Source organism: Imperialibacter sp., from assembly GCF_040222385.1.
In the GTDB taxonomy this organism is placed as follows: Bacteria; Bacteroidota; Bacteroidia; order Cytophagales; family Cyclobacteriaceae; genus Imperialibacter.
This window is the reverse complement of record NZ_JAVKDF010000021.1, coordinates 184,495-198,781: the sequence shown is the minus strand read 5'-3', so window position 1 is coordinate 198,781 and position 14,287 is coordinate 184,495. Positions and strand designations below refer to the sequence as shown.

Sequence of the window (14,287 nt, the reverse complement as noted above, 5' to 3'; positions counted from 1 at the left end):
GCTATAATATCTTCTCAATTCAATTATGGAATCACAAAAAATTGGTGAGATTTGGCGATGATTAAATCGTACCTGGCAGACAGAACGAATTCCAATGAGCCGTTCTTTGATGAGATGACCACTCCCGATGGGAAGGTGTGGCCTCACTGGGAAAAATTGGCCAGTGCCTATGAAAAGCTGGGCATTGAGCGGATGGAGCAGCGGAACAAGGAAGTGGGGCAGCAGCTCAGGGAAAATGGGGTAACCTACAATGTGTATGGCGACCCCAACGGGATGAACCGTCCCTGGAATCTCGACCCGGTTCCCATGGTTTTTAGCCAAAATGAATGGGAGGTCATAGAGAAAGGGCTGTCTCAAAGAACGGAACTACTCAATATAATTCTTTCCGATATCTATGGGGAAAGAAAACTGATCAGAGAGGGCCTGATTCCTTTCGAGATGATCTACAATCACCAGGGTTTTCTCCGCCAGGCCGACAAAATCCGCATACCGGGCCCGCAGCAGCTGGTGCAGTATTCTGCCGACCTTGCCCGTGGCCCCAATGGCAAAATGTGGGTGCTTCACGACAGAACCGATGCACCCTCTGGAGCCGGGTATTCTCTGGAAAACAGGGCCGCCATGACCAGGGTGTTTCCCGACATGATAAGGGAAAATCAGGTGAGAAAAGTCTCTTCCTACTATCAAACACTGAAGAACACCCTGTCAACACTTTCGTGGAAGAACAAGGAGAACCCGAGGATTGTCATGCTTTCTCCCGGGCCTTCCAACGAAACGTTTTTTGAACACGCCTACCTTTCTTCTTTCATGGGTTTCACCCTGGTGTTTGCCCAGGACCTCACCATGAGCGACGGCTATATTTGGTTGAAAACACTCAAAGGCCTTGAAAAGGTGGACGTGATTGTAAGAAGGGTCGACGATGTTTTTTGTGATCCGCTTGAATTCCGGGCCGACTCCCACCTGGGCGTGGTTGGGCTTATGGAGGCTGTGCGGCAGAAAAACGTAATGGTGATCAATCCACTGGGGTGTCGCATTCTCGAAAACCCCGGCTTGATGGCATTTTTGCCCAAGCTAAGCAGGCACGTATTGCAGCAGGAGTTGATATTGCCATCGGTGGCGACCTGGTGGTGCGGGCAGGAGAAAGAGAAGAAATACGTACTCGAAAATATCGAAAAGCTGATAATCCGAACGATCTACCGAAATGATAAAAACAAATCGGTATATGGAGGAGAGTTAAGCAAAAAGGAAATAGAGGAGCTAAAAGAAGAAATCAAGGTCAGGCCTTATCTCTTCGTTGGGCAGGAAATGGTTGATTTTTCGACGACCCCGTCATTGATAGATGGAAAGCTGGAGGCCAGAAATGCCGTATTCAGAAGCTACGTAGTGGCTGATTCTGAAAACGAAACATACTATGTGATGCCCGGCGGGCTTTCACGCAGCTCTCCCAAGAAAGGTGTCTTCATCGTGTCTAACCAATCGGGTGGCATCAGCAAAGACACCTGGGTGCTGGGCCATGCCAAAGAGCAGGTACAGGTGAACAGACCGCCGGTTATCGTTCAGCAAACAGAGAATATCCTACCAAGCCGGACAGGGGAAAACCTGTTTTGGCTGGGGCGGTACCTGGAGCGAACTGTAAGCACCATCAGGCTCATGCGGATTGTGCTGCGCAAGTTCAACGAAACAGACGATGAGGTCAATATTGAGCATGATCAAACCCTCGTTACGCTGTTGAAAGGGCTTACTTCCCTCACAAGCACACAGCCTGGTTTTCATGACAAAAGGGTGCTCAAAGATCCTGAAAAGGAGCTCTACTCACTGGCCATCGACCAAAACCGCTTTGGGTCGCTTGCCCACTCGCTGAAGGCTTTCCTGTCTAACGGTTACGCCATCAGAGACCGGCTCAGCCTGGATACCTGGCGTATCCTCGACCTGATTTCCGAAGAATGGGAGATCATGAAAATGAACGGCACCAACCTCCGAGGTATTTACCACCGCCTCGATCATTTGATCGTGCACATGATGGCCTTCAACGGCCTCAATATCGACAACATGACCAGGGAGTCGACCTGGAGGCTGCTGAACATCGGGCGTTTCATTGAGTCGTCCATTGGCACCTGCCTGATGCTACAGGCTACTTTGTCGGGCAAATCCACTTCCGACCAGGAAAAGTCGCTGATAGAGCTGATTCTGATGAGCAACGAAAGCCTGGTCACCTACCGGTACCGCTATCGATCCAATCTGGAGGTGCTGGGTGTGCTGAATCTTTTGCTGGCGGATGACAGAAATCCCCGGGCGATTGTGTACATGATAGAGCGCATTGATGATCACCTGAAGCAGCTGCCGTCTTTGGGCATAGGCACCGGCCTTAGCCCTGCCCGGAAGAAGCTTTTGGAAGCACTTTCTAAAGTCAGGCTGGTTGACCTCAATGAGCTGGCCGAACTGAAGCCTGATACTGATATCCGAAAAGAGCTAAAGCAGTTTTTGGGCGACATTGTCCAACTTTTGCAACAAGCTTCCACTTTGATATACGAAAGTTATTTCAGCCATACGCAAAGCCAATATGGCTTTGTAAAAGCCAATCGTCTACCTGAGATTTAATTTGATGCTGAATTAGTCTTGTAATTATAAAAATGAAATACAGGGTCACCCATATTACCAAGTACGACTACCAAACACCCACAGCGCTGTGCCACAATATTGTGGTTCAAACGCCGGCCAGGCTTCCTTTTCAGCAGGTGAAATCCTTCAAATACAATATTTTTCCGGAGCCGAATTACCTGGCGACACGAAAAGACTTTTTTGATAATGAGTTCATCTATTTTTCGGTGCAAAAAACCCATCAGAAGCTGCTGGTGGAGTCGAAAAGTGAAGTGGAAATAACCATGCCCAACTGGGCGAACCTTGATCCAAAACAAACCCAGCCCTGGGAGGAAGTGGTGAGCTGGTTGCAAACCACCGATGCCATGAACGACATCCGCCAGTTTTATCTCGAATCAACCTATGTTAGCTTTATTCCTGGGGTGAAGGAATATGCGCTGCAGTCGTTCACTCCTGGCAGGCCTGTCATGGATGCCATGCTTGACCTCAACAGGCGAATCAATAAAGACTTTAAGTTTACTCCGGGCTTTACCGACATCAGCACCCCATTGGAAGACGTATTCAAACACAAAAAGGGCGTTTGTCAGGATTTTGCGCATTTTTCGCTGGCATGTGTTCGTTCATTGGGGTTGGCAGCCAAATATGTGAGTGGCTACATAGAAACCATTCCACCGCCAGGCAAGCCCAAGCTGGTGGGCGCTGACGCTTCTCACGCCTGGAACGCCATTTACCTCCCCGGCCTTGGCTGGGTAGAGTTTGATGCCACCAATAACCTGCTGGTGAAGGATCAGCACATCAGGGTGGCCTATGGGCGTGACTTTGCGGACGTGGTGCCGCTTAAAGGCATTGTTTACAGCAACGGTGGTCAGAAGATGGTAGTGACGGTGGACGTAAAACGCCTGGATTGAAATCTTCGCTCGAATTGCTTTTGCGTTTAGATTACACTTGCCTCGGAATTGTTCTGCAAGGTCTTTGCCATTTTTTCAAAATCAGAACCGGCAGGCCCAAACCAGTTAGCTCATAGCAGACATCAGAATTAACTTTCCGTAGGCAGGGCATCACCTTGCTCCTGGAGTTGACTTTTCAGTTGCTACCATTTTCGGCTGAAGTTTTTTTAGGTATCTATTTTTCCTCACAGATATGAAAGTTTCTGAGAAAAATTGTAATTTTTCCTATTGTAATTATTGAGTGTTTAGCTTTTTCGGCCTTGTAGTGGTTATACCCGATTTTTTTATATGTAAAGTCCTGATAGTTTGGATATTCTGAAACGTGCCTACATGCTGGTAGTGCTGCTTACCTGCCTGGTGCTGCTGGGCTGGGTGGCGGATATTGAATTCCTGAAGGGTGTGGTGCCAGGCTTGGAAACGATGAAACCAATCACTGCTTTGTGTTTCCTTCTTTGCGTGGCGGCCATTCACTTTGGAGGCATTACGTCTATCGTTAGCATGCCCTTTGTCTTTGTTATTTCGGGTATGCACCTAATTGAAGTAATGGCTGGGAGTATGCTATTTCCTGAGATATCCGACACAATGCTGCAAATGTCCGGCGCCACCTCTCTTTTGTTTATGGCAATCTCGCTGGCCATCGGCATGTCTGAACTCAAAAGTAGCAGAGCTATCGTCAGAGCTACTGAACTGATCTTGTTGGCAGGGCTTTTTATCTGCTTTACGGCACTACTTGGGTTTATACTGGACTATGAGTCATTGTATAGTGTTCCTTTCTTTTCTACAATGGCCATTCATACAGCCATTTGCTTTGCACTTATTTACACAAGCTTTCTGCTATCGCACATAAGCAGCAAGCATAGCAGGTTTCATCTGGTGTTTTCTGACAACCTTGGGGGGAGGGTTATCTTAAGAAGATGGCTGGTAACAATTACCGTTCCTGCCCTGGTCAGCGGCCTTCTCCTTTTGGGGACACTCTACAACCTGTTTGACCTTGGCTTCGCCTTTATTCTACTGGCTTCTTTTTCGTCAGCGTTTACCACCTATTACCTGTTTAGGAAGGCGGAGGTCATCGAGGAAATTGATTTGAAAAATCAGGCTTTGTCCTACGAAAAACAGAAAATCAATGATGACCTGAATGTATTGAATCAAGCGCTAAATACCAGTAGGACGGAGTTGGAAATAAAGAATATTGAGTTAGTGAAGGCCGTGGAAGCACTTTACAAGAAAAACAGGGAACTGGATCTCTTTACGTACCATACCTCCCATGATGTCCGTGCCCCTGTTGCCAGTATACTGGGTATCGCCGCCATAGCCATGTCGGAGGAAGATATTGAAAAAATAAAGGAATACCTGCATGTGATCGAAGACAGAGGCAAGCGGCTCGATAAATTTATTCACCAAATGATCATGTTTACCAGGAATGACAGAACTGCCCTGGAATTGGAGAAAATCAATGTAGAGGAAGTACTCGATGATTGTTTGAATGATATGAGAGTAGACCCTCTTTACAGGGGGCTGAAGGTGGAAAAACAGATCACGCTCGACAACCCCGTAATGATCATTGACAGGATCAGGCTCGGGGAAATATTTAACAATATTTTGAATAACGCAGTCAAATTTCAAAACAAGCTGGTTGATGAAAGTTACCTCAGAATATCTATTTTAGAGGGCGGAGATTATTTAAGAATAACCTTTGAAGACAACGGGGTCGGCATCAAAGCGGAATATTTACCAAATTTGTTCCAAATGTTCCAAAGAGCTACCGATAGAGTAGAGGGTTCAGGATTGGGCCTTTATATCGTGAAGCAAATGGTGACCAAGTTAGGTGGCAATATTAAGTTGACAAGTGAATACGGAAGGGGTACAAAAATTGAAATCGATCTTGCCATCAACAAATTACAGTCTAATGGCAATACGTAAATGCGCAAGTTTCGGGTTTTCATGGTCAATGCTTTGCTGTTTTTTTGAGTAAATTTTGAAGCCATGAACGATTACCAAAGAATTGCCAAAGCCATTGAGTTCATCAGTGAGCATTTCAAAGAGCAACCTAAGCTCGAAGCAGTAGCAGACGCTGTGCATTTGAGTCCCTTTCATTTTCAACGTATGTTTACCAGCTGGGCTGGCATAAGCCCCAAAAAGTTTCAGCAGTTTCTCAGCCTCAACCTGTCGAAGGAGCTGATGAAAACCGGTGATGTGTCGTTGAGTGAGGTGGCCTACGAAGCTGGTTTTTCGGGCTCCAGTCGGCTGCACGACCTCTTCGTGACCATAGAAGCCATGACGCCCGGCGCCTACAAAACCAAAGGGAGCAACCTGAACATCAGCTACAGCTTTCACGACTCTCCTTTCGGTGGAGTGATCGTTGCTTCTACCGACCTGGGCATCTGCAAGCTGGAGTTTGTCGCCTCCATTGAAGAGGGGCGGGCATTGCTGCAAGCAGAGTGGCCCGAGGCCGTGTTGACGGAAAATGCCGATGCTAACCAAGCGGCTTTTGAGCAAATTTTCGGAGTGGGAGAGGCAAGCCAGCGACCCATTCAGCTAAATCTGAAAGGAACTCCTTTTCAGGTCAAAGTATGGGAGGCATTGCTCCGTATTCCCGAAGGGCAGCTAAGTACTTACCAGCAAATTGCCGACTATATCGGCCATCCCAAAGCTTCCAGGGCGGTGGGGTCGGCCATTGGCAGCAACCCCGTGGCCGTGCTCATCCCCTGCCATAGGGTGATCCGCAGAGACGGCGGCATTGGTGGTTACCATTGGGGAAATGACCGCAAGATGAGCCTGATTGCCTGGGAAAAGGTGCGAACCATGGAGGAAAAGGAGATGCATGCCGCTTAGCCTTTCTATCCCAACACCCGATAATTTTAGTTTTAAAGAATGCCTGTGGTTTCTCGACAGGGGCTTCGACGACTGCCTGCACAAGGTGCAGGGCGGATCGGTGACCAAGCTTTTGAGAATTGGAAGTCATGGGCATTCTCTTTTGAGAATTAGTGAAACGGTTGGAGCTCTTCGGGTTGATTTGCTAAGAGGAGCGGCCAGCGAGCCTGAGATTGTCAACTACATCACCGAATGGTTTGATTTTGGAAGAAATGTAGGCCCATTGAAGACCATCGCCAGCCGGGATCCTCACCTCCATCAGCTTGTTGAAAAGTACTGGGGCCTTCGTTTGATCTCTATCCCCGATCTCTTTGAGGTGCTCTGCTGGAGCATTATTGGCCAGCAGATTAACCTCACATTTGCTTACAAGCTGAAGCGGTCCCTCGTAGAAGCCGTTGGCGAGAGCGAAACTTACGAGGGAGACACCTACCATGTTTTTCCCACCCCGGCCCAGGTACTTCAACTTTCTTTCGAAGACCTGAAGGGCATGCAGTATTCTACCCAGAAGGCCAGGTACCTGCACATTGTGGCCGAAGCCTTTTTGGCAGGAGAGATCTCCGTTGAAAAACTTTCTTTGATGGAGAGCACGCCGGAAATGCTGAAAAGCCTGATGAACCTGAAAGGTGTAGGCGAGTGGACAGCCAATTACGTAGCCATGAAGTGCCTGCGCAGGCCCGACGCCATCACCTATGGCGATGCCGGACTGCTCAATGGGTACAAGCAGCTGAAAGGTCTCGATAGAAAGCCAACAAGAGAAGAGCTGGAAGACTTTTTCCGGCGATTCCCGGGATGGGAGGCCTACATTGTGTTTTATATCTGGAGGTCGCTGGCGTAGCCTGTTTCTTGTTTTATACTTGCCTTTTTGGTAGATTGATAACTGGAATAATGGCGAAAGGATATGAATCCCAACTACAGACTGCATTCAATATTGATTTTAGTTGCTGGAATATCGGCGTCACTGATCTTCCTTCTTTTCCAAAGTGCTCTTCACATCATGTATGAAAGCCCAGGCGAGGCATCGGACTTCAACCGATTTATTTTCCCCATCGCTTTTCTGGCGATCATTCTCAGTCTTTTTATTAGGGTAAAGTCTCTTACCAACAAAACGCTTGTAGCAGGAGGGGCGCTCTTGCTGCTTGCCGCTGTGCTATCAGTCGTTACCGGGTTGACTTTCGGTCATGCATCGAAGACGGAAACCTTCTTGTTGTATTTCCTTTCCTGTGGCTTATCATTTGTTGTGTCGGCCTTCACAGTTGCGCTGCTACTGCGTTTTTTGCTCTATTCCTGGGTGGCAGATGGCGTAGAGATACTGAAACTCGCTGCATTTTTCACTGCTGGTGTCGCCATGGGCTATTTGGTTTTTATGGGAGCAGGCACCTTAAACACCGTCAGCGTTTTTGCCCTCTGGTATCTCGTAGTGATATTTATCGGCTTCGCTCACTTTATTGCCAGGAAAGAACAGCCACTAGCAGCAGGCTGAGTTAGCCACGAGGGCGAGACTACAAAAGTTTGATACCTCAGTCGATGCATAATTTCCCAGAGCGGCTGCCAGTCGATCAGCTTTACTGTTAACAGGCAAAACTTTTGTAGTCTGTGCTTTGCCGGGGTTGCCTGCCTGACAGGTTAGAAAACCACGCCCCTGTTCCCCAAAACTGGCCTGATTTTCGTATATGCATACATATAGAGGCATTTACCCCATTTTTCGCCTCTTTCCCACCAAACTCTTCCGTCTTCAGTTTGGTGCCCACCAGCCACCTCTATGGTGCCCAGCACTCACTACCTATGCTGCCTACCACTCACTATCAATGGTGCGCACCACAGCCTCCTGTTAAGCCGTTATCAAACCTATCTTAAGCGCTTATCACGAATGAAACAACGCCTTGACTACCTATGTCATAAGCGCTTAACACCTACCCGGATAAGCGCTTGTTACCTGCTCGCATAAAGGCTTGTCACGTGGTCGTAGTAGTTGGGTGGGAAACACCCTTGCGGCGGGAGGCTTATCTGCTGGCCGGGAAGGCACTGGGGCTATACAAATTAATATACACATGACTGCTAAAAGAGTGGATCAGCAAACAAGGCCTTTGGATGGATAGGATATTTACTGCCAAAACTTTATGTTTAATATTGAGCAAAAATCTATCATGTTTGCTCAAGACCCCACCTGTCGCTATATGGAATATAAACGCTAGTCCCGTGGCCGACTGGGGTTTATACATTCGTTGTAGGGCATTAAAATCACGAAAATGAAGAAAACAATATTTGTCATTATGCCATTCATTGAGACTCCAACAAGGAATCAAGGTGATTTAAATTCATTTTTTGAAACGAATATTAAATCTCCAATTGAGAAAATAAAAGTTGGGGTAACCGAATTTAAGGTGAGACGTTCTGATGATACCTTTGATATTACTAAGCAAATAATAAAAGACCTCTATTCCGCGGATTATGTGATTTGTGATTTATCAGGAAGGCAAGCAAATCCTAATGTCATGTATGAACTTGGATTAAAATTGGCCATTTCAAATAACCCAGTAATTCTGATTCGGGAAGAAAACAATGAAAATCAAAGAATTTTTGATATTAACACCTTTTACACCTTTCATTATAGTCCACTTCGTTATAAGGAACTCGAGAAATATTTAATAGAAAAAATAGTAAAACTCGAAAAAGGCGAAGAGAAATTTGTTTCTCCAGTATTGGAAATATTAGAAAAAGAACCTTCTGTAGTCTCAAGAATATTGAAAATTGAAAACATAAATAAGCTCGCAAATGCCAAATCAACAGTCCAGGCATGGAGACGAAGACTTGCTGCATTGGTACTTATGTATGCCAAATCTTGTTCAATGGAAATAGAATTTTCTGACGATGTTAACTTACTTAATAATGATTTATTCAAAAATGAGAAAGAATTATCAAAATTAAACTGGACAGAATCTCGGATTGTATTTCGATCAAGTCCAACGTTTGATATATTAATTACTCAACCGCCCACAATCGAAATATTTCCTCATCAAGAATTGTCTATATTTAAGACATTTCTAATTGAATTTTACAACGCTTTCTTCGTTTCAGATTGGGAATGGAGAGAATTAAATTGGGATACCATCAAGGTTTTTGCTACAGAAACCCTTGTTCTTGAAGACACCATTAACATAATAATAGGTTTTCTAAATGATGCCCTTGAAGTCCCTAGAGATAAGATCCTAAAAGACTTTCATTACGTTATGAGTCAAAGTCATTTTTTGACATTCTTTTATAGTAGAAAATCTTGGCAAAATTATGAAAAATAACGCACTACAACAACGCATATAGCTTATGGCAGGTGAACCGCTGTCAGTAAGGTTTTCGTTTCCTAGCAAGTTTTGGTTACAGTGGACAAGAAAGTGCTTCGAACCCGCCACAAGCCATATGCAAACCGTTGGCGGCAACCCTTGGAGACAATGCTAACCTCTAATGAAGTTTATTGCTGAAAATCCCCGCCTTCGCAAACCGCAAAACGTTGTGCTACATGCGAAAAAGGCCAACCTAGTCCGAGCAGTGAAAACTGGTGCGGGACTTTGGCTCTTACCAATGGTGATAGCTTGTTGATAAGTGGTGTTCTAAACGATGCTTCAGTGTTTTATCTCTTGTTTCGTTCTATATCAAGCAACAGCTTTTTTATCTCGATTTGCACTATACACTAGTTTTTTTGTTTTGTCGACCGATTCTATGAAATAGGGATTGGAAAGCGAGCGGGTAGTGGTGAGATCAACTTTTCTGCCGAATAGGGCCTCAAGAGCAACGCAAAACTGGAAGTAATTGTCGGTGTAGTCTCCGAAATCCATAGGCTGGAACTCCACCAGGAAGTCAATGTCGCTGCTGGAAGTGAAGCGATTGGTGGTGACCGAACCGAAGACATAGAGATTTTCTACCCTGTGCTGTTTGCTAAGAAGGGCTAATTTGTCTATTCCCTTTGTGATAATGGGGTTCATAAGTAATTATAAAGATACAAATGATCTGTAAATGTGAACGCTTTAGCTACTCCCAGCGCCGTATGAAAGGCTATCAACAGGTCTAGTGGTTATCGCAAATGGGTGGCTATCCTTTGTCGTTTCCAATTCCGATACTCCTCCCACATACAATGCCCGCAGGGGCGGAAGCCGTGAAGGATGGCTTCCGTTTCATCCGCAAAGAACACCCTGTTTTCCGGTTTCATGCGCTTACCGGAGGAGCAGTTGAGGCGTCCGTAGATTTTCAGTCGGGCGTTGCCACCCAGGGTTAGGTTGCCTTCCCGGATGAGGATGTTGAGCCGTCGGCTCCGGGCAAAGCGGGTGCTTCCCAGGTCGGTATGCCTGATCATTTGGCGTCGTGCAAGGGAATGCCCAGCGTCATGCGGTGGCCGGAGTGCACCGTGCTCACCCCGTGCCGCATCTGCACCCTGTAGTAGCCTTTGCTGCCCATCACCGGTCGCTGGCTGGTAGCAAATATGACTAGGTCACCTTGCTTTGGCATAAGCGACACGGCCTTCGATTGCGCCCTGGGCCTTTGTTCCACCAAAATAAATTCACCTCCCTTATAGTCCCAGCCGGGCTGCTTGAGAAAAAAGACTGGCTGAAAGGGGAAGTACACATCGCCATACAAATCCTGGTGGAGCGTGTTGTACCCACCATCGCCGTAAGTGAGCAGCAGGGGAGTGGGGCGGCGCTGCCCTTTGTCGTGACAAAGCGCAAGGAAGTCGGCATGCGAGTCAGGGAAGGTCAGGTTGAGCCGCAACGCCTTGCTCCACAGGTTGGCCGCAGGCACCAGTATTTTGTAGAGCTGCTGTCGAAGGGACTGCAGCTGGTCAGGCAACGGATAGCTAAAGTACTTGTACTCGCCTTCTCCAAACCTGTAGCGGGCCATGTTGATGGTGGTTCGGAACAAGGCTGGATCGGCGTACCATCCCATTATTGCCTCACACTGCTCGGGGGTCAACACACTTTCGAGGTGTACAAATCCCTGCGAAAGCAGGGTAGCCTGTAGGTTTTCGGCATTGTCAGCTAAATTCATCACGGGCATACGAAATCGGATAAAAAAGTTAGTTCGTTTTTACGATTCAAAACTACCGGGGCCGGGTGCATGCGGCAATCCGATTCTTGCGCTCTTCGATTTTGCCCAGCATTGGTGAGCCGCAACTGCAAGGTTTGTCTCAAAGAAGTCAGGTTGCAAACTTTCTGTTTTTACCGTTTCTTCACAGAAAAACACGTCCTATGTCATTTTTCAAGAAGCTTCGTATTGGCCTCACTTGCTTTGTCTTTTTGTATGCCAGCGCCGCTCTGGCGCAAAAAGTTGTCGTTACACCCGATAAGGCTGACGGTGTTTACAAGGTTGGTGAAACCGTTACCTGGAACCTTGCCTGCTCCGAGGATTGTGACTCTGTTCGGTATGTGCTGAAAAAGGGAGGTCTGACCGATATCCAGCATGATGATGTCTCCTTTGACAAAGGTACTCCTCAGGTAAGCTATACCTTCGATGCCCCCGGCACTATGCTGTTGGAAGTAAGCTGGGGCAAAGGCGGCTGGGGAAACAGGAGCGTAGGAGGTGCTGTAGCCAACCCGGATCAAATTGCCCTGTCTGCCGAAAAGCCAAAGGACTTCGATAGTTTCTGGAAGAAAAAGGTGAAAGAACTTAAAAAGGTGCCTGCAAACCCTGTGCTTGAAAAAGGAGAGAGTGGCATCGAGAATGTCGACTATTGGAAGATTTCGATGTACAACATCAACGGCAGCCAGATCCAGGGACAGCTGGCCAAACCGTCGTCGGGAGAGAAGTTTCCGGCTCTGCTTATTGTGCAGTGGGCGGGTGTGTATCCGCTCGACAAAGGTTGGGCAGTGAACCGGGCGAGGGAAGGATGGCTTACATTGAATATAGAAGCCCATGACCTGCCCATCGACGAGCCCAAAGAATTTTACAAAGAGCAGTCGGATGGGCCACTAAAAAATTACCCTGCCATTGGCAATGAAAGCCGTGAAACGAGCTACTTCCTCCGCATGTACTTGTCATGCTACCGGGCGGCTCAATACCTCACCGAGCGCCCCGACTGGAACGGCGAAACGCTGGTGGTGATGGGCGACAGCCAGGGCGGGCAGCAAACCCTTATGACAGCCGGGTTCCACCCTGCTGTTACCGCAGCCATTGCATTGGTGCCTGCAGGCTTCGATATGCTGGGCCCGGAGGTTGGAAGAAAAGGGGGATGGCCTCAGTGGTATGGCAGCACCGAAGGCAAGGATGCGGCAAAAGTGCACGAAGCCAGCCGCTACTATGATGTGGCCAACTTCGTGACGAATATCAAATGCCCGGTGCTGGTGGGCATCGGTCTGCTTGACGAAACTTGTCCACCCGAGGGAATTTTGGCTGGCGTCAATCAGCTCACCACACCCAGGCAGGTGATGATCCTGCCCACCTCTGGGCACCAGGATCGCAATGGTTCGCAGGAGCCCTTCAAGAGTGAGCGGGACAAGGTGTGGCTGCCGGTGTTAAGGGATGGCAAGGGAGCGCCTGTGCATTGAGGCTGCGCCCCAGTGGCTTGTGCTATGTAGCGCCGTTCACCAGGTTTGTAACCTGAGGGCAGGGATGTAACCCGGGGTACTACACTGGATGGAAATCACTTTTTCTTAGCAGCCTTTTGCCCGGGATAAAATCCCGTGGTACTACACTGCACCGCAAAGGCTTTTTGCACCAGCTTGAGGAACGGGATGTAATCCCGGGGTACTTAGCTGCACTTCATGCCTTTTTGTTGTCAGGGAGGCAGTAGCGGATTATCGACTGGCTCTTGAAATTACCTATCTGCATTCTCTCTTTTATTTGCCGATTATTCGTAAATCGCTCTCTTATTTTTTCAGGCTGTAGCCGCACTAATGAAAACACAGACCAAAGCATACCTGGCCCTTGCCTTTATCTGCATCGTATGGGGTACTACCTACCTGGCCATGCGGGTGGGTGTGTCACAATTTCCAGCGTTTGCTTTCTCAGCCATCAGGCAAACCATTGCTGGTGGCGGATTACTGCTGTTTGTTTGGTTGTCGGGCAAGGGCGGCACTATCAATGCTGCTTACCTAAAGAAGCACGCATTTATCGGATTGATGATGATCACCATTGGCAACGGCCTGGTGGGCTGGGCCGAAATGTTTATTCCCAGCGGCCTGGCGGCACTTATTTGCGCCATGATGCCGGTGTGCGTGGTGCTGATCAACCTGGCCAGCAAGGCGGAAGAAAAGCCCAATGCGCTGATTTATGCCGGCCTCGCATTTGGCGTAGCAGGACTGATGCTTGTTTTTAGAGAGCATGTGGCCGACCTGGTGAACCCTGACTATAGAATGGGCATCTTGCTAACCTTTGTGGCCATCATTGGCTGGTCGTATGGCAGTGTGACTATCAGGCGGTATGGCAAACCAGAAAGCCCCCTGATGAACGCTGGTTTCCAATTGTTTTTCGGCGGCATTGGCATTTGGCTGCTCAGCTTCGTGTTCGACGACTACACCCGGTTTTCAACCGTCGACTGGCAGGGAATGTCAGCCCTTTTGTATGTGACAGTATTTGGGTCGCTTGGCGCTTTTGTCTGTTACCTCTATGTGTTACAACATCTTCCCGTTGGCCTGGCTTCCATCTATGCTTATGTCAATCCCTTGGTCGCCGTGCTGCTTGGCTGGTGGATATTGGATGAAAAGCTGAATGCCCTCATTGCTTTGGCGTTCGTGATAACAGTTGTTGGCATTTTTATGGTGAACAAAGGCTACAAAGTGAAGGCATACAAAGCGCTTTCAAAGCCAGCGGCTACTTAAGGCAGCAGACCAAATCGTCACTTCGGCTGGAAAAGAATCTCAGGTTGATTAATTTGCTACTTTGAGACAAAGAGA

The 14,287-nt window shown here is 47.7% G+C and carries 12 protein-coding genes; 9 read left to right on the top strand and 3 right to left on the bottom strand.

The annotated features are described in order from the left end of the window. Positions 1-57 precede the first annotated feature (57 nt). The 7 genes from RIG68_RS07090 (at position 58) to RIG68_RS07060 (ending at position 9,706) form a co-directional block, all read left to right on the top strand. Positions 58-2,595: a circularly permuted type 2 ATP-grasp protein gene (locus RIG68_RS07090; protein ID WP_350120722.1), complete on the top strand. Its 2,538-nt coding sequence runs from the start codon at positions 58-60 to the stop codon at positions 2,593-2,595. A gap of 32 nt (positions 2,596-2,627) precedes the next feature. Further along, positions 2,628-3,503, top strand: a complete 876-nt coding sequence (locus RIG68_RS07085; protein ID WP_350120378.1) for a transglutaminase family protein — start codon at positions 2,628-2,630, stop codon at positions 3,501-3,503. 345 nt (positions 3,504-3,848) lie between these two features. Then, complete coding sequence (locus RIG68_RS07080; RefSeq protein ID WP_350120375.1) at positions 3,849-5,462, top strand: sensor histidine kinase; 1,614 nt, start codon at positions 3,849-3,851, stop codon at positions 5,460-5,462. Between the two features lie 63 nt (positions 5,463-5,525). Beyond that, positions 5,526-6,374 carry a bifunctional transcriptional activator/DNA repair enzyme AdaA gene (locus tag RIG68_RS07075; protein ID WP_350120372.1) on the top strand — a complete coding sequence of 283 codons (849 nt, stop codon included), beginning with the start codon at positions 5,526-5,528 and terminating at the stop codon, positions 6,372-6,374. After that, the gene (locus RIG68_RS07070) at positions 6,364-7,248 is read left to right on the top strand and encodes a DNA-3-methyladenine glycosylase family protein (RefSeq protein WP_350120369.1); all 885 of its coding nucleotides are present in this window, start codon (positions 6,364-6,366) and stop codon (positions 7,246-7,248) included. The genes RIG68_RS07075 and RIG68_RS07070 overlap by 11 nt, the downstream gene beginning before the upstream one ends. A 63-nt stretch (positions 7,249-7,311) precedes the next feature. Next, complete coding sequence (locus RIG68_RS07065) at positions 7,312-7,893, top strand: hypothetical protein (RefSeq protein ID WP_350120366.1); 582 nt, start codon at positions 7,312-7,314, stop codon at positions 7,891-7,893. A 766-nt stretch (positions 7,894-8,659) separates the two neighbouring features. Next, positions 8,660-9,706, top strand: a complete 1,047-nt coding sequence (locus RIG68_RS07060) for a hypothetical protein (RefSeq protein ID WP_350120363.1) — start codon at positions 8,660-8,662, stop codon at positions 9,704-9,706. A gap of 351 nt (positions 9,707-10,057) precedes the next feature. Here RIG68_RS07060 and RIG68_RS07055 read toward each other — a convergent pair whose 3' ends face one another. The 3 genes from RIG68_RS07055 to RIG68_RS07045 form a co-directional block, all read right to left on the bottom strand. Further along, positions 10,058-10,387 carry a nucleotidyltransferase family protein gene (locus RIG68_RS07055; RefSeq protein ID WP_350120360.1) on the bottom strand — a complete coding sequence of 110 codons (330 nt, stop codon included), beginning with the start codon at positions 10,385-10,387 and terminating at the stop codon, positions 10,058-10,060. An 89-nt stretch (positions 10,388-10,476) separates the two neighbouring features. Further along, positions 10,477-10,755: an Ada metal-binding domain-containing protein gene (locus tag RIG68_RS07050; protein ID WP_350120357.1), complete on the bottom strand. Its 279-nt coding sequence runs from the start codon at positions 10,753-10,755 to the stop codon at positions 10,477-10,479. Next, positions 10,752-11,453, bottom strand: a complete 702-nt coding sequence (locus tag RIG68_RS07045; protein ID WP_350120354.1) for a 2OG-Fe(II) oxygenase — start codon at positions 11,451-11,453, stop codon at positions 10,752-10,754. The genes RIG68_RS07050 and RIG68_RS07045 overlap by 4 nt, the downstream gene beginning before the upstream one ends. A gap of 191 nt (positions 11,454-11,644) precedes the next feature. Here RIG68_RS07045 and RIG68_RS07040 point away from each other — a divergent pair, with 191 nt between their 5' ends. Both RIG68_RS07040 and RIG68_RS07035 read left to right on the top strand, forming a co-directional pair. Further along, complete coding sequence (locus tag RIG68_RS07040) at positions 11,645-12,940, top strand: acetylxylan esterase (protein ID WP_350120351.1); 1,296 nt, start codon at positions 11,645-11,647, stop codon at positions 12,938-12,940. A gap of 348 nt (positions 12,941-13,288) precedes the next feature. Beyond that, the gene (locus tag RIG68_RS07035) at positions 13,289-14,212 is read left to right on the top strand and encodes a DMT family transporter (protein WP_350120348.1); all 924 of its coding nucleotides are present in this window, start codon (positions 13,289-13,291) and stop codon (positions 14,210-14,212) included. The last annotated feature ends 75 nt before the right edge of the window (positions 14,213-14,287 follow it).